Here is a 15,620-nt window from a genome sequence, read left to right on the forward strand (position 1 = left end):
CGGGTTGCGTGCCATGACGTTACCTCCTCTACTGGATATAACCTCAGTATAGGAAAAGCTGGCGGAATGGTGGCTGATCAACATGAGTAATCAGGTTCAAATAAAGGGATTTCTCTCAGTGTTCGGGTCAATTAAAGCTAACAAAGCAATTAAGTTCGCTCCCTGCGGCCGCCGGACGCTCGTTCCTCGCGCCGCTTATGGCTGGCGTTATGTTTCTTTCCTCAGACACCTTGCCTGCCCTCATACGTTATCGTACAATTTTATGTACATAAAAGAGTACATAGGTGGTTTCCATGTCAAGAGTTCGCGTCGACGAAGATATTCGCCCTCTGTCCGAGTTCCGGGCAGGAGTAGCCACATTTGTAAAGCAGATCCATGAAACCCGCCGCCCTATGGTACTGACACAGAGAGGTCGTGGCGTCGCAGTATTGGTGGATGTTCACGAGTACGAGAGGATGCAAGAGCGCCTTGAAGTGTTGGAAGAGGTGTATAAGGCTGAAGAACAGATAGCTTCAGGGGATGGTATTGCGCACGAAGATGCGAAAGATCGAGTTCTGAGCAGACTGGCCCAATGAAGATTGTTTGGTCTCCGCTTGCGCTGGAGCGTGTCGAGGATACAGCTTGGTATATAGCAGAAGATAATCCAGATGCTGCGGTACGGTGGGTTGATGATTTATTTGCCACGGTAGAGCGATTAGCTGACTTTCCTAAAAGTGGGCGCATGGTTCCTGAGGTTGGCTCGCCCCGCATCAGGGAGCTGATATTCGGAACGTATCGGGTTATTTACAGCGTTAAGGGTCAGGTTGATATTCTGACTGTGCGTCGCAGTAGCCAGCTATTACGGATGTCTGAAATCGACGATGACGAAACATAACCAGCGGCTGCACAGCGACCGATTTTCCGCCGCTTCGCGGCTCCAAACCGGCGCGTGAGCCGGGCGTTATGGCGTATTGCGTTTCCGCCATAGCCTGGTTTTCGGAGGGGTGAGCGATGGCAATACTTTCCTGCCAATCGGTGAAGACTGGCTCTACCTGACCCGACACTAGCTCACGTGCAGCATGAGCGCCAAGAGAAACTGCTATGATAACGCCGGCGCCGAGAGCGTCTTCCACAGCCTCAAGGCTGAGGCAATCCATGGCAAGTGATTCTAGACCCGGGGCGCTATGTGGAGGCACATGTTCGAGTACATCGAGAGGGACTACAACGGGCAGCGCTGGCTCAGTGAATACAGGATGATCAGCCCGGAGGCTTTCGAGGCCTGATGGATCGCTTAGATCGGTATCCAACAATGGGGGGTGGGAAGATCATATGAAGCATGCTGAAAAGCACAGGACAGAACGGATAGGCTGGCTGCGTGCCGCGGTTCTGGGCGCAAACGACGGGATCGTTTCCACCGCCAGCCTGGTGCTGGGGGTGGCCGCATCAGGGGTAGGCTCCAAGGCTGTCTTGGTTGCCGGTATTGCGGGTCTGGTTGCAGGCGCTATGTCAATGGCGGCGGGGGAGTATGTGTCGGTCAGTTCCCAATCCGACACGGAGCGGGCGGATCTTGCCAAGGAGGTGGAAGAGCTGGCTAGCGCGCCCGAGCAGGAGCGGGCGGAATTGGCTGAGATCTACGTCAGGCGGGGAGTGGATCCGGAGCTTGCAAGCACCGTAGCCGCTCAACTCATGGAGCACGATGCGCTTGGGGCGCATGCGCGCGATGAACTGGGCATTTCAGAGGTCTCTACGGCTCGCCCGATTCAGGCGGCATTGGCGTCTGCCGGTGCATTCTCGGTCGGCGCGAGCCTTCCTCTGCTTATCGCCCTGTTGTTCCCGGCCTCCTCGCTGATGTGGTCTGTTCCAGGCAGCTCCCTTTTGTTCCTTGCGTTACTAGGTTCATTAGCAGCGAAAGCAGGCGGTGCCTCTATTGTTATCGCCGCCTGGCGAGTCACTTTCTGGGGAGCCCTGGCAATGGCGTTGACCGCAGGCGCGGGTGCCTTGTTTGGGGGAGCTGTTTGATTTTTTGGTCATGCTGGTTTTTTGATACGCAAGGCAATGCACGGTTCCATCATGTGATGGGGGCGTTAACTATGGTCAGCCAAGTATTGGCCTTATGATAATCAGCGCTCCGCGCCAGAGATCCGGCTCGGGCGTGTTAGGTGTCTGGGTGTGTTGACTTCGCGGCCAGTGCTACGCCGACCTTCGAGCGGTTGGGCCGGCTAATGGCCTGGGTGATCCAGCTGCCGGTGGCGGCCAGGGTGTTCAGGTTGATGCCAGTCTTGATGCCGAGGCCGTCAAGCAGGTAGACGACATCCTCAGAAGCGACGTTGCCGGAGGCACCCTTGGCATAGGGGCAGCCGCCAAGGCCGGCGACGGAGCTGTCCACCACGCTGATGCCTTCTTCCAGCACGGCGTAGAGGTTGGCGAGCGCTTGACCGTAAGTATCGTGAAAGTGGACGGCGAGCTGGGTCATTGGGATGTCGCGGCTCACCGCCTCGAGCATGCGCTTGGCCTTGAGTGGGGTGCCGGTGCCGATGGTGTCGCCCAGCGAGACCTCGTAGCAGCCCATCTCGAAGAGTGCTTTCGATACCTCGGCCACTTTGTCCGGGGCGATCTCGCCCTCGTAGGGGCAGCCCAGCACGCAGGAGACGTAGCCGCGCACCCGCACGCCGGTGTCGTTTGCCCGCTCGAGCACCGGCTCGAAGCGGGCCAGGGACTCGGCTACGGAGCAGTTGATGTTCTTCTGCGAGAAGGCCTCGGAGGCGGCGCCGAACACGGCGACTTCTTCGACCCCGCACTCCAGTGCGGCTTCTAGACCCTTGAGGTTGGGAGTGAGAGCGGCGTAGGTAACGCCGTCCAGGCGGGCGAGGTTCTTCATCACCTGGCGGTGGTCGGCCATCTGCGGCACCCACTTAGGCGAGACGAAGCTCGCCGCCTCGATGTAGCGGATGCCGGCCGCGCCGAGGCGCTCGATCAGCTCGAGCTTGGTGGTGGTGCTGATCGGTTCGGGCTCGTTCTGCAGCCCGTCGCGCGGGCCGACCTCGACCAGGCGAACGTATTTCGGAAATGCCATGAATCTTCTCCTGTCTTGCTCAGGGCGAACCGATGAGGTGACTACTAGCCGCGGCTTTCCCGGCGACAGGTCTTCGAGGGGGTGCTGTGAACCCTTCCCTGGGCGTTACCGATGCCATCCCTGGCATAGGACCCCCTCTACGACCTGTCTGCGGCGCCGCTAGCCTTGGAGGATAATGTTGCGGCTTAGCCTTGAGCTTGGCGCTCGGCGCTCGGCGCTATTCGTCGGGGGCGAACTCGAGCAGTACGTCGCCCTGGCCCACGGTATCGCCGGTCTGGAAGTGGAAGCTTGCCACATGGCCGTCGGTGGGGGCGGACATGGTGTGCTCCATCTTCATGGCTTCCATGACCATCAGCGGCATGCCCTTCTCGACGCGCACACCGGGCTCTACCAGCAGCGCCACTACGGTGCCATGCATCGGCGCGGTGAGGGTGGACTCGGCCTCGTGGTGGCCATGGTCGATGGCGTCGATGCGTCGCCAGAACAGGCGGGTCTCGCCGCGCGAGTCGACCATCACCACCACGTTGCGCGCTCCTTCGCCAACCAGACGCGCCTGCAGGCGGCGGCGGTGGCCGTTCAGGGTTATCGCCACGGCGTCTCCGGCTAGCGGGTCGAGGCGTGCGGTGAGCGTCTCATCACCGATGGTCAGGTGCCAGGGGCCGGTGTTGTCTGCGCGTGTGCCCTTGACCACCACCACGGCCTCGGAGTCGTCCGTGTCCTGGGCGTGGGCAGGATCGCAGAGGGCGATGCGAATGGTATGCGGGGCGTTGACGCGAAAGCCGTCATGGCGATCCCAGGGTGAATCGCTCTTGCTCTCGCGGGAGAGCTGGTTGAGACCCACCAGGGCGGCCCCGGCGTACTCTTCCATGCGGTAGTGGTGCGGCGCGAAGAGGGTCTCTTCATGCTTCTCGATAAAGCGGGTGTCCAGCTTGCAGGCCTTGAAGGCCGGATGGGTGGCTAGCCGCTGCAGGAAGGCGCGGTTGGTGACCACGCCCTGAACATCGAGTGCGGCCAGGGCCCGGTTGAGGGTCGCCAGTGCCTGGGCACGGTCGTCACCGTGGACGATCAGCTTGGCAAGCATCGGGTCATAGTGCATCGACACCACATCGCCGGTCTCCACGCCGCTGTCCAGGCGCACGCGCTCGGGGTCCAGGCCGGTGCCTTCCAGGTCCATGGCGAAGCGTGTCAGGGTACCGGTGGCGGGCAGGAACTCCTGCTCGGGATCCTCGGCGTAGAGCCGCGCCTCAAAGCTGTGGCCGGTGATGGACAGCTCCTCCTGGTTGAGGGGCAGCGCCTCACCCCTGGCCACGCGCAGTTGCCATTCGACCAAGTCCTGGCCAGTGATCATTTCGGTGACCGGGTGCTCCACCTGCAGGCGAGTGTTCATCTCCATGAAGAAGAACGCGCCATCCTGACCTTGTGATGCGTCCAGCAGGAACTCCACGGTGCCGGCGCCCACATAGCCGATCTCGCGGGCGGCGCGCACCGCGGCCTCGCCCATCTCGCGGCGCAGGCCCTCGCTCATGCCGGGGGCCGGGGCCTCCTCGAGCACCTTCTGGTGGCGGCGCTGCACGCTGCAGTCGCGCTCAAAGAGGTAGACGCCATTGCCGTGGCTGTCGCAGAACACCTGCACCTCGACATGGCGCGGCTGGGTCAGGTACTTCTCGATCAGCATGCGGTCATCGCCGAAGGCGGCTCGGGACTCGCGGCGGCAGCCGTCCAGGGCGGTCTGAAAACCGGCGGCGGACTCCACCACGCGCATGCCCTTGCCGCCGCCGCCGGCGCTGGCCTTGAGCAGCACCGGGTAGCCGATCTTCTCGGCCTCGGCCTTGAGCAGGGCGTCGTCCTGGTCGTCGCCATGGTAGCCCGGCACCAGCGGCACGCCGGCGTGGGCCATGCGCGCCTTGGCGGCGGACTTGTCGCCCATGGCGGCGATGGCCGAGGCGGGCGGGCCGACGAAGACGATGCCGGCCTGGTCGAGGGCCTCGACGAAGGCGCCGTTCTCGGAGAGGAAACCGTAGCCGGGATGGATGGCGCCGGCGCCGGTGCGCCGCGCGGCCTCCACCACGGCCTCGACGTTGAGGTAGCTCTCGCGGGCCGCGGCGGGGCCCAGGCGGATGGCCTCGTCGGCCTCGCGCACGTGACGGGCGTTGGCGTCGGCGTCGGAGTAGACGGCGACGGTGCGCAGGCCCATGGCACGCGCCGTGCGCATCACGCGGCAGGCGATCTCGCCGCGGTTGGCGACCAGCAGGGTGTCGAAGCGCTTGGTGTTATCGGTCGTCTGGCTCATTGTCGGCGCTCCGTGTTCGAGGGGGAGTCGGGGGCCCAGGCGGGGCGGCGCTTCTCCAGGAAGCTGGCGAGCCCCTCCTGGCCTTCATGGCTGACCCGCAGCTCGCTGATCACCCGGCAGGTATGATCGCGGGTGGTGTTGCTGTCGGGCTCGCGGGCCACCTCGGCGAGCAGCGCCTTGGTGGCGCGGCTGGCCTGGGGCGAGGTGCCAAGCAGAGTGTCGACCATGGCCGCGACGGCGGCGTCCAGGTCGTCATGCGCGACCACCCGGTGGGCCAGGCCCAGGGTCTCGGCGGTGGCGGCGTCCATGACCTCGGCGGTCAGGGCGTAGCGGCGCATCTGGCGGGAGCCCAGAGCGCGCTGCACGTAGGGGCTGATCACCGCCGGCGAGAGGCCGATCCTCACCTCGGAGAGACAGAACTTCGCCTTCTCGGAGGCAATGACGATGTCGCAGCAGGCGGCCAGGCCCACGGCGCCGCCGAAGGTGGCGCCCTGCACGCGGCACACGGTGGGGCAGGGCAGGGTGTCCAGGCCGTGCATCAGCGCAGAGAGCTCGCGGGAGTCCGCGAGGTTGTCCTCGAAGTCATAGTCGACCATGCGCTTCATCCAGTTGAGGTCGGCGCCTGCAGAGAAGCTCTTGCCCTCGGAGCCTAGCACCAGCAGGCGCACCTCGCCGCGGTGGGCGAGCTCGCCGACACGGCGCAGGTGATCGTTGAGCTCGGCGATCAGGTGGTCGTCGAAGGCGTTGTGGACGTCCGGGCGCTCCAGGGTCAGCCAGGCCACGCCGCGGTCGTCGATCGTCAGTCGGGAAGTTGTCTGTGTCATCTCGACCTCACATCCGGAACACGCCGAAGCGGGTCTCTTCCACTTCGGCATTCATGGCGGCGGCCAGCGACAGGCCGAGGATCTCGCGGGTCTGCAGCGGGTCGATCACGCCATCGTCCCACAGCCGGGCGCTGGCGTAGTAGGGGTGCCCCTGGTGCTCGTACTGCTCGCGGGTGGGCGCCTTGAAGGCCTCTTCCTCCTCCTTGGTCCACTCGCGGCCCTCGCGTTCGATCTGCTCGCGCTTGACCTGGGAGAGCACGCCGGCGGCCTGCTCGCCACCCATCACCGAGATGCGCGCATTGGGCCACATGAACAGCAGGTTGGGCTCAAAGGCGCGGCCGCACATGCCGTAGTTGCCGGCGCCGAAGCTGCCGCCGATCAGCACGGTGAACTTGGGCACCTTCGCGCAGGCCACCGCGGTGACCAGCTTGGCGCCGTGCTTGGCGATGCCCTCGTGCTCGTACTTAGAGCCCACCATGAAGCCGGTGATGTTCTGCAGGAAGATCAGCGGGATCTTCCTCTGCGCACACAGCTCGATGAAGTGCGCGCCCTTGACCGCGGACTCGGAGAACAGCACGCCGTTGTTGGCGATGATGCCCACCGGGTAGCCCTGGATATGCGCGAAGCCGGTGACCAGGGTGTCGCCGTAGTAGCGTTTGAACTCGTCGAAGTCGGAGTCGTCGACGATGCGCCCGATCACCTCGCGCACCTCAAAGGGCTTCTTGAGGTCGGTGCCGACGATGCCATAGAGCTCGCTGGGGTCAAGACGCGGCGGCTTGGGCGCCTGCATGGCGAGCTGGCCGCGCTTTTGCCAGTTGAGCCGCGAGACGCAGCCGCGGGCCAGCTGCAGGGCGTGGGCGTCGTTCTCGGCGTAGTGGTCGGCCACGCCGCTTTTCTTGGTATGCACGTCGGCGCCGCCGAGATCCTCGGCGCTGATGCTCTCGCCGGTGGCAGCCCTCACCAGTGGCGGGCCGCCGAGGAAGATGGTGCCCTGCTCCTTGACGATGATCGACTCGTCGGCCATGGCCGGCACATAGGCGCCACCGGCGGTGCAGGAGCCCATCACCACGGCGATCTGCGGAATGCCCTCGGCGGACAGGGTGGCCTGGTTGTAGAAGATGCGCCCGAAGTGATCGCGGTCGGGGAAGACCTCATCCTGGCGAGGCAGGAAGGCGCCGCCGGAGTCGACCAGGTAGAGGCACGGCAGGCGGTGCTTGCGGGCGATCTCCTGGGCGCGCAGGTGCTTCTTCACGGTGAGCGGGAAGTAGGTGCCGCCCTTGACCGTGGCGTCGTTGGCGACGATCACGCACTCTACCCCCGAGACGCGGCCGATGCCGGTGACCACGCCCGCGGTGGGCACCGCGGAGTCATAGACCTCATGGGCGGCCAGCGACGAGAACTCGAGGAAGGGCGAGCCCTCGTCGATCAGGTGGTCGATGCGGTCGCGCACGAACAGCTTGCCGCGGGACTCGTGGCGCTCGCGGGCCTTGGGGCCGCCGCCCTGGGCGATGGACGCGGTCAGTTCGCGCAGCTTGCCGACCTCGTGGCGCATGGCGACGTCGTTGACCTGGAAGACGTCGCTGCGCGGGTTGATCTGGGTATTCAGGATTGCCATGTACCCCTCCGGGGAGCTGTAAGCCGTAAGCTTGAAGCCGTAAGAAAACCCCGCTTGGCAGGTACTTACAGCTTACAGCTTATAGCTTACGGCTTGGGTTAAACGGATTCGTTGAAGATCTCGCGGCCGATCAGCATGCGGCGGATCTCGCTGGTGCCGGCGCCGATCTCGTAGAGCTTGGCGTCGCGCAGCAGTCGCCCGGTGGGGTACTCGTTGATGTAGCCGTTGCCGCCAAGCAGCTGGATGGCGTCGAGCGCCACCTGGGTGGCCTTCTCGGCGCAGTAGAGGATCACGCCGGCGGCATCCTTGCGCGAGGTCCGTCCGCGGTCGCAGCCGGCGGCCACGGCGTAGAGGTAGGCGCGGCAGGCGTTCAGGGTGGTGTACATGTCAGCGATCTTGCCCTGCACCAGTTGGAACTCGCCGATGGCGTGGTTGAACTGCTTGCGCTCGTGGACGTAGGGCACCACCACGTCCATGGCGGCCTGCATGATGCCGATGGGGCCGGCGGCCAGCACGGTGCGTTCATAATCCAGCCCGCTCATCAGCACACGAACGCCCTTGCCGATCTCGCCGAGCACATTTGCTTCCGGCACCTCGCACTCCTCGAACACCAGCTCGCAGGTGTTGGAGCCGCGCATGCCCAGCTTGTCGAGCTTCTGGGCGGTGGAGAAGCCGGGCATGCCCTTCTCGATGATAAAGGCGGTGATGCCCTTGGAGCCGGCCTCCGGGTCGGTCTTGGCGTAGACCACCAGCACGCTGGCTTCCGGGCCGTTGGTGATCCACATCTTGTTGCCGTTGAGGATGTACGTGTCACCCTTCTTGCGGGCGCGCAGTTTCATGGAGACCACGTCGGAGCCGGCGCCGGGTTCTGACATGGCTAGTGCACCGACATGCTCGCCGCTGATCAGCTTGGGCAGGTACTTGGCCTTCTGCTCGGCACTGGCGTTGATCTTGAGCTGGTTGACACACAGGTTGGAATGCGCCCCGTAGGAGAGGCCCACCGAGGCACTGGCCCGGGAGATCTCCTCCATGGCGATGCAGTGGGCGAGATAGCCCATGCCGCTGCCGCCGTCCTCGTCCGGCACGGTGATGCCGAGCAGACCCATGTCACCGAACTTCCGCCAGAGATCGCTCGGAAATTCGTTGTTCTCGTCGATCTCGGCGGCGCGCGGAGCGATCTCGTCGCGAGCGAAGGCATTGACCTGATCGCGTAGCATGTTCAGCTCGTCGTCGAGGCCGAAATCGAGGGGCTGGTAGGGCGTATGCATGGTGTGGCTCCCGTCTCGTCAGGTGAAGCGTCCCGCGCGAGCGGCGACGCAACAGGCAAACTGGTGTCATCAAAATGGCAGATGCGATAAGACTAGGCCAGGTTGACGTTAACGTAAAGTGCAGGTTTTCGTGTTTATGACGAATGTAGAAGAAGAGAGGTGAGAGGTGAGAGGTGAGAGGTGAGAGGTGAGAGGTGAGAGGTGAGAGGTCAAGGGACGCAGTGCGAGGCCGTTCACCCGGCTGAGTGCGCCGAACGCCGTTTTCTGAGCAACGGGCTAAAAGAGCTGCTGGCGAGACTGGGCAGGGTCCCGTCAGCAGAGTGACGGGACCGGTTTACAGGATTACTGCTTGGCGTTAGGGAAGAACAGCTGCTGGCCCTTCACCTCGAAGTCGGCGATGGCCTGCTGGCCCTCGTCGGAAAGCAGCCACTCATGCCACTGCTCGGCAAGGTCATGCTTGAGGTGGGGGAAGCGCTCGGGGTTCATCAGGATGCTGCCGTACTGGTTGAACAGCGCCTCATCGCCCTCGAAGAGCAGTTCCAGGTTCTGGCGGTTGTCGAAGGCGACCCAGGTGGCGCGGTCGCTCATCACGTAGGCGTCCATGGCGGCGGCGGTGTTGAGCGTCGCACCCATGCCGCTGCCCAGCTCGCGATACCACTCGCCGCTAGGCTCGATACCGGCGGAGTCCCAGAGGCGCAACTCGGCACGGTTGGTGCCGCTATCGTCGCCGCGCGAGGCGAAGGGAGCCTCGGTCTCGGCAATCAGCGTCAGCGCCTCGGCCACGGTCTCGGCGTCGGTGATGCCGGCCGGGTCGCCACTCGGGCCGATGATCACGAAGTCGTTGTACATCACGTCGGCACGCTCGGCGCCGTAGCCCTCCTCGACGAAGCGCTTCTCGCCGGCGGTATCATGCACCAGCAGGCTGTCGGCGTCGCCACGACGGCCAATCTCGAAGGCCTGGCCGGTGCCGACTGCCACCACGCGCACATCGATGTCGGTGACCTCGGTGAACTGCGGGATGATGGCATCGAACAGTCCCGAATTTTCGGTGGAGGTGGTGGAGGCCAGAGTGATGTATTTCTCGCCGTCCTGGGCCTGAGCAGCCAGCGATAGCCCTATCAGCCCGATGGCGGTCAGTGCAATGCGTGTTTTGTGTTGCATGATGGCTTCCTTACTTTTTTGCAGGATGAAGGAGGTTGGTTAAAGCACCAGTTCCCCCTGGATGAAGGCTCGCGCCTCGCGAGAGGCAGGAGCCGTGAAAAAGGATCGGGCATCGCTGTGCTCGACCAGGCAGCCTCGGTTCAGAAACAGCACCTCGTCGGCCAGGCGTCTTGCCTGGTGTAGGTCGTGGCTGCTCATCAGGATGCGGGTGCCGTGGGCGTGGAATTCCTGCACTGCATCTTCCACCGCCTTGATGGCGGCCGGATCCAGCGCCGAGGTGGGCTCGTCCAGAAACAGCACCTCGGGCTTGAGCAGCCAGGCTCGCGCCAGGGTCAGGCGTTGCTGCTCGCCGCCGGAGAGCACGCGTGCCGGCCGCGTCTCGAGAGCCGCCAGGCCGAAGCGCTTCAGTGCTTCGCGGGCCAGCGGCCGGCGTTGCGCTAGTGGCGTGCCAGTCACGGCCAGGGCATAGGTCAGATTGGCCAGGGCCGAGCGCCGGAGCAGTACCGGGCGCTGAAAGACCATGGCCTGGCGTGGCGCGCTGCCCTCCCAGTGGATACGTCCAGCCGTCGGCTTCAGCAAACCATGGGCGAGGCGCATCAGCAGGCTCTTGCCGGCCCCGTTAGGCCCCATCACCAGGGTCCGTCGGCAGCCTCTCAGCTGCAGGTCCAGCGGCCCCAGCAACCGCTGGCCGCGGTGAATGAAGGTGACCCCTTGCATCTCGAGGGTAGGGACGTCGGTGACCGGCAGTGTCGTCATGTCATTCATCCCTGCCGCCTCCGAGCCATTTCGCCCATCAGGTAGGCGGCGGCATTGATCAGCGCCACCAGCCCCAGCAGCACGATGCCCAGCCCCAGCGCCAGCGGCAGATTGCCCTTGCTGGTTTCCAGCACGATGGCGGTGGTCATCACCCGGGTGACGCCATCGATATTGCCGCCGACAATCATCACCGCCCCCACCTCGGCGCTGGCTCGACCGAAGCCAGCCAGGATCACCGTGACCAGTCCCAGGCGCGCATCCCACAGCAGGGTGGGAATCATGCGCAGTCTTGACAGGCCCAGTGAGGCGAGTTGTTCGTGGTACTCCTGATGCAGTTCCTGTACCTGCTGGCGGGCCAGGGCGGCGATGATCGGCATCACCAGCACCACCTGGGCCACCACCATGGCGGCAGGGGTGAACAACAAGCCCAACTCGCCCAGCGGCCCGGCACGCGAGAGCAGCAGGTAGACGCATAGCCCGGCTACCACCGGTGGTAGGCCCATCAGCGCGTTAAGTGCCACCACCAGGGCGGCGTGCCCCGGGAAGCGCCACAGCGCCAGCGCCGCGCCCAGCGGCAACCCCATCAACGCCGCCAGCGCCACAGCGGAAAGCGAGACACGCAGTGACAGCGCCACGATATCCAGCAGATACGGATCGAGGCCGAGAATCAGGGTCAGGGCGGTCATGAAGGCGCCAGCATCGGTGGACATCGCGATCTCCGTTGTCTGTCTGGCATCTTGTGCCGTGATGTCGCAAGATGCATTCAACGCAGGAAACCATGCAGCCAAAGACATGAATATGCAGTATCCAGCCTATCTAACCACCGCCGAGGTGGCCGACTACCTTCGACTAAAGGAGCGCAAGGTCTACGACCTGGTGCGCCAGGGAGCCATTCCCTGTGCTCGTGTGACCGGCAAGCTGCTGTTTCCACGTGAAAGCATCGATCTGTGGTTGATGAACCACCTGGAAGGCGACCAGGCCACCTCCCGCGCGGTGCCGCTGGTGCTGGCGGGCAGCCAGGACCCGCTGTTGGAGTGGGCGGTGCGCGAGAGTGGCTCGGAGCTGGCACTGCTGTGCCAGGGCAGCGGCGATGGCGTGCGTCGACTGATCGATGGCCAGGCGATGTTGGCCGGCTTGCACCTGCTGGACAGCGACAGTGGCCGTTACAACGAGCCCTCACGCCTTGGCCTCGGGGGAATGCGCGATCTGGTGATGATGCGCTGGGCTCGGCGCCGCCAGGGCCTGTTGCTGGCGCCGGACAATCCGCTGGAGATCGGCGGCATCAAGGATCTGGCCCGCCAGGGGCTACGCGTCGCCCATCGCCAGCCCGATGCCGGCGCCCAGCGGTTGCTGACCTGGCTATTGGCGCGAGCGGGGATCGAGGCCGGCCGGCTGACCTTTACCACCCACGCCTCGCTCTCAGAGGACGATCTCGCCCTGGCGGTGCGTCAGGGGGAAGCGGATGCGGGACTCGGCGTGGAGGCCGCCGCCCGCCGCCAGGGACTCACCTTCATGTCCCTGCATGAGGAGTGCTTCGACCTGGCCCTGCGGCGGCGCAGCTACTTCGAGCCACCGATACAGCGCCTGCTCGCCTTTACCCGGGAGCCGCGTTTCGCCCAGCGGGCCGAGGCGCTGGGGGGCTATGACATCGGTGAGCTTGGGCGAGTGGTCTACAACGCCTGAGGAGGGAGTGCGGGAATCACTGTGCGGTCTGCGTCGGGCCGCGCAGGACGCGGCCCGACGGGGGATCAACCCTTGGCGTTTATGCAGTTGTCGTAGAAGGTGGCGGTGGCTGGCCAGTCGCTGAACAGGCCGATGATGCCGACGTCACGGGCGAGAACATCCAGGGTGAGCAGCTTGTCGCCGTCGCTGTCGATCACGTCATCTGTGGTGCGGTGATACCACTCGCCGTCGTTGGTCAGCGGACCGGCACGCTCGAAGCTCCAGGCGATGAGATCAAGACCGGCTGCCTTGGCGCGCTCGGCATAGAGGGAAGGCACGATGCGGCTCTCGTTGTCACTCGCTTCGGGGTTGGACGCCAGCAGCATCCACATCGGCGGGGCGAGGATCTGCACGCCCTGGTCGGCGAGCTCTTCCATGCTCGGTGACCAGGTGGCGGGGTCGGTGTGGTCGAAGCCATCGAGGCTGTAGCGGTCGTCAAGATAGACAGCCTGTTCGCCGAATTCGGCTGCATTGTCGATCCAGTAGCGCACATCTTCCAGGTTGAACGACTGAACATAGACGTCGCTCGCCGGCACATCAGCGGCTCTGTACTCGTCGATCATCTTCTGGGCGTAGTCGGCCTGGCTCATGCCGGCGAAGGGCATCTCGACGCTCGGCGTCTTGAGTTCCGGCGTCATCTTCACGCCCAGCGCCTTGAACAGTTCGATGCTTTCGGCGTGGGTCATCAGCGTGCCACGCGTGTTGTAACGGTCCGTGCGCCAGCCGGGCGTGCCGTCGAGGTAGCCCTCGATGCTACTTGCTTCGGTGTCGACACCTTCCATCTTGCCCTGGAGAGTGCGGAATTCCGCCAGGCTGATATCGCTGGTACAGCACTGGATCTCCGCGGCATTGGTCAGTTCGCCCGCCGCGTTGAAGGCCGGCGGCACGCTGCACTTCTGGGCCAGGTCGGTGGCGACGATATTGGTGGTGGAGTGGAGGTCGCACTGGGAATGGCGGCAGACCAGTGCCTGGTCGGCGGTAAAGGTGACGTCGCACTCGATGATGCCGGCCCCCATCTGGGCGCCGGCCAGGTAGGATTCGCGGGTGTGCTCGGGGAACTGCATGGGCGCGCCGCGGTGGCCGATGCTGAAGTCGCTGCGCTGCCAGTCGCCGGTGCGGGCGGCACAGCGCATGAGCTCGGCCTTGAGCTCACGTGAGCGCTGAGTCTCTTCGTCCATGTCCTGGACCAGAAAGAGTGGCCGCGGGCCAAGGGTGACGTGGCTGGCGGCGGTAACCTCATCCTGCGCGACGACGGTTGCGGGGGCGAGCAGCAGCATCGACAGGCCGACGAGGGTGAGTATCGGGGAGCGTGTTGCCATGGAAACCTCACGGTGCTTCTGTGATGGAAAGGAGATTAATGGAAAGAAGATCACACCTGCCCAGCATGCCCCCAAGCCCATGACAACGCGGTGACGCTGGTGATCTGCCCGCTCGCTGCCAGCCTGTCGCGGGTCGGCTGGCGTTACACGCCTGCAACGTGTCCAGTCCATAACGCCGATTGTCTCGACGAGCAATGTCTCTATCTCAAGGCGTCTTCCAGTATCTGCAGTCGCCCGGGTACCAGGGCATCCTCCACGGCGGTGATGCGCAGCACCTGGCCGAGGTCCGGGTGAGCCGGGCGGGCAATCAGCCGCCCGGCCTCGAGCAGCTGGCGGTGGACCCGCTCGGCGAGCCCGGCGCTTTTCATGCGGATGGCGATGAAGTTGGTGGCGCTGGGCAGCACCTCGGCGCCGAGCGCACGGAAGTGCTTGGCCAGGCGCTCGCGCCGTTCCCGCACCGCGGCGATGTGCTCTCGGGTCTCGTCTGGGTGGTCGAGCACCACCTCGGCGGCGGCCAGGGTCAGGGTCGAGACCGCATAATGGATGCGCACCTTCATCATCATCGCCAGGGTCTCGGGCTCGACGATGGCATAGCCGATGCGCAGCCCGGCCAGGCCATGGGCCTTGGAGAGGGTGCGCAGGCGGATCACGCCAGGCAGCACCTCGCGGGCGAAGGGGGCCTCGGCATCCTCGCGGAAGTCATGGTAGGCCTCGTCGAGGAGCAGCCAGCAGTCGTCGGGCAACGCATCGCGCAGGCGGTGAATGGCCGTGTCGTCGTGCAGGTGGCCGCTGGGGTTGTCGGGATTGGCCAGGTAGACCAGCCGGGCCTGCTTCCGCCGGGCCGTCTCGGCCAGGGCCTCGAGATCCGGCGCGAGGCGGCCCGGCGCTGCTTCGTAGGGCACCTCGACCAGCCGGCAGCCCTGGCCCCGGGCGAAGTAGCCGAAGGTGGGGTAGGTGCCGGCGGTGGCCACCACGGCGCTGCCGGGCTCGGCCACGGTGCGCAGGGTCAGCGCTATCAGGCTGTCGGCCCCGGCGTCGACCAGCAGAGCCTCGAGGGGGATGCCCTGCTGCTCGGCGAGCCGCCGGCGGACGCCCAGCGCCTCCGAATCCCCGTAGCAGTAGGCATGCTCGACCATGGCGTCGCCGAAGTGCGCGCGCAGGGCGCGGTGGGGCATGTCGAGCCCCTCATTGGAGCCCAGGCGGTGGGGGATCTCGCGGCCCAGGCGCCGCTCCAGCACGCGGATTCCGGGGAAGGGGTTGGTGGGACCGTCGCCGGTCAGGTGGTCGGGAAAGCGGGGCATCGTGAACTCCCAGTCAGCTATGGTTCAGGGGATTGTGTCACGTTCTGTCAGGCGCGGGACCACCGAGCTCTCCATCGAGGGGCATGGGGAGCGCATCACTGCCAGCCGGGGTTGCCTGATTTCCTGTGGGCGCCACCTTAATTACTGTGGCGACGGCCGCGACCGCACTTTCGTGCTCGACATTCCTGTCGTGAGCCTGCCGGCACTGCGCGATGGCTATAGTGGACCCTGAAATCCAGACACTGGTTTAAGCTATCGCCTGGCCGATTTCGAAGGGATCGATGATGTCGAATCAGAAACGCAACACCCACT

15 protein-coding genes and 1 pseudogene are annotated in these 15,620 nt (G+C 64.8%); 6 read left to right on the forward strand and 10 right to left on the reverse strand.

Annotated features, from left to right (window positions below; all coding sequences use genetic code 11):
• The first annotated feature begins 293 nt into the window (after positions 1-293).
• The 4 genes and pseudogenes from DFO68_RS14715 (at position 294) to DFO68_RS14725 (ending at position 1,998) form a co-directional block, all read left to right on the forward strand.
• The gene (locus tag DFO68_RS14715; protein WP_133484379.1) at positions 294-575 is read left to right on the forward strand and encodes a type II toxin-antitoxin system Phd/YefM family antitoxin; all 282 of its coding nucleotides are present in this window, start codon (positions 294-296) and stop codon (positions 573-575) included.
• Complete coding sequence (locus DFO68_RS14720) at positions 572-874, forward strand: type II toxin-antitoxin system RelE/ParE family toxin (RefSeq protein ID WP_133484380.1); 303 nt, start codon at positions 572-574, stop codon at positions 872-874. Before DFO68_RS14715 ends, DFO68_RS14720 begins: the two co-directional genes overlap by 4 nt.
• Before the next feature lie 181 nt (positions 875-1,055).
• Positions 1,056-1,262: pseudogene (locus DFO68_RS15880) on the forward strand (IS3 family transposase); the annotation flags it as partial.
• A gap of 46 nt (positions 1,263-1,308) precedes the next feature.
• Positions 1,309-1,998 (forward strand): VIT1/CCC1 transporter family protein, encoded by a 690-nt coding sequence (locus DFO68_RS14725; RefSeq protein WP_133484381.1) that lies wholly within the window; start codon positions 1,309-1,311, stop codon positions 1,996-1,998.
• Between the two features lie 136 nt (positions 1,999-2,134).
• On the opposite strand, the gene DFO68_RS14730 is transcribed toward DFO68_RS14725, so the two are convergent.
• The 8 genes from DFO68_RS14730 to DFO68_RS14765 form a co-directional block, all read right to left on the reverse strand.
• Entirely contained in the window at positions 2,135-3,052 is a 918-nt protein-coding gene (locus DFO68_RS14730) for a hydroxymethylglutaryl-CoA lyase (RefSeq protein WP_133484382.1), read from the reverse strand.
• A 217-nt stretch (positions 3,053-3,269) separates the two neighbouring features.
• Complete coding sequence (locus DFO68_RS14735) at positions 3,270-5,342, reverse strand: acetyl/propionyl/methylcrotonyl-CoA carboxylase subunit alpha (protein WP_133484383.1); 2,073 nt, start codon at positions 5,340-5,342, stop codon at positions 3,270-3,272.
• The gene (locus DFO68_RS14740; protein ID WP_133484384.1) at positions 5,339-6,166 is read right to left on the reverse strand and encodes an enoyl-CoA hydratase-related protein; all 828 of its coding nucleotides are present in this window, start codon (positions 6,164-6,166) and stop codon (positions 5,339-5,341) included. Before DFO68_RS14740 ends, DFO68_RS14735 begins: the two co-directional genes overlap by 4 nt.
• 7 nt (positions 6,167-6,173) lie before the next feature.
• Positions 6,174-7,781, reverse strand: coding sequence for a carboxyl transferase domain-containing protein (locus DFO68_RS14745; RefSeq protein ID WP_133484385.1), 1,608 nt, complete (start codon positions 7,779-7,781; stop codon positions 6,174-6,176).
• A gap of 98 nt (positions 7,782-7,879) precedes the next feature.
• Positions 7,880-9,049, reverse strand: a complete 1,170-nt coding sequence (locus DFO68_RS14750) for an isovaleryl-CoA dehydrogenase (protein WP_133484386.1) — start codon at positions 9,047-9,049, stop codon at positions 7,880-7,882.
• A gap of 342 nt (positions 9,050-9,391) precedes the next feature.
• On the reverse strand, positions 9,392-10,210 hold the full coding sequence (locus DFO68_RS14755) for a substrate-binding domain-containing protein (RefSeq protein WP_133484387.1): 819 nt from the start codon (positions 10,208-10,210) through the stop codon (positions 9,392-9,394).
• 39 nt (positions 10,211-10,249) lie between these two features.
• Complete coding sequence (locus DFO68_RS14760) at positions 10,250-10,966, reverse strand: ATP-binding cassette domain-containing protein (RefSeq protein WP_208107446.1); 717 nt, start codon at positions 10,964-10,966, stop codon at positions 10,250-10,252.
• A 5-nt stretch (positions 10,967-10,971) separates the two neighbouring features.
• Positions 10,972-11,676: an ABC transporter permease gene (locus DFO68_RS14765; RefSeq protein ID WP_133484388.1), complete on the reverse strand. Its 705-nt coding sequence runs from the start codon at positions 11,674-11,676 to the stop codon at positions 10,972-10,974.
• Between the two features lie 88 nt (positions 11,677-11,764).
• Here DFO68_RS14765 and DFO68_RS14770 point away from each other — a divergent pair, with 88 nt between their 5' ends.
• Complete coding sequence (locus DFO68_RS14770; RefSeq protein ID WP_133484389.1) at positions 11,765-12,649, forward strand: helix-turn-helix transcriptional regulator; 885 nt, start codon at positions 11,765-11,767, stop codon at positions 12,647-12,649.
• Between the two features lie 65 nt (positions 12,650-12,714).
• Here the strand turns inward: DFO68_RS14770 and DFO68_RS14775 are convergent, their stop codons facing one another.
• The gene (locus DFO68_RS14775) at positions 12,715-14,007 is read right to left on the reverse strand and encodes a glycerophosphodiester phosphodiesterase family protein (RefSeq protein ID WP_133484390.1); all 1,293 of its coding nucleotides are present in this window, start codon (positions 14,005-14,007) and stop codon (positions 12,715-12,717) included.
• 200 nt (positions 14,008-14,207) lie between these two features.
• Positions 14,208-15,308 carry a pyridoxal phosphate-dependent aminotransferase gene (locus tag DFO68_RS14780; RefSeq protein ID WP_133484391.1) on the reverse strand — a complete coding sequence of 367 codons (1,101 nt, stop codon included), beginning with the start codon at positions 15,306-15,308 and terminating at the stop codon, positions 14,208-14,210.
• Positions 15,309-15,342: 34 nt separating this feature from the next.
• On the opposite strand from DFO68_RS14780, the gene DFO68_RS14785 reads away from it, so the two are divergent.
• Positions 15,343-15,540, forward strand: a complete 198-nt coding sequence (locus tag DFO68_RS14785; protein ID WP_208107448.1) for a hypothetical protein — start codon at positions 15,343-15,345, stop codon at positions 15,538-15,540.
• Positions 15,541-15,620 lie beyond the last annotated feature (80 nt).

Source organism: Halomonas ventosae, assembly GCF_004361885.1.
Lineage (GTDB): Bacteria > Pseudomonadota > Gammaproteobacteria > Pseudomonadales > Halomonadaceae > Halomonas > Halomonas ventosae_C.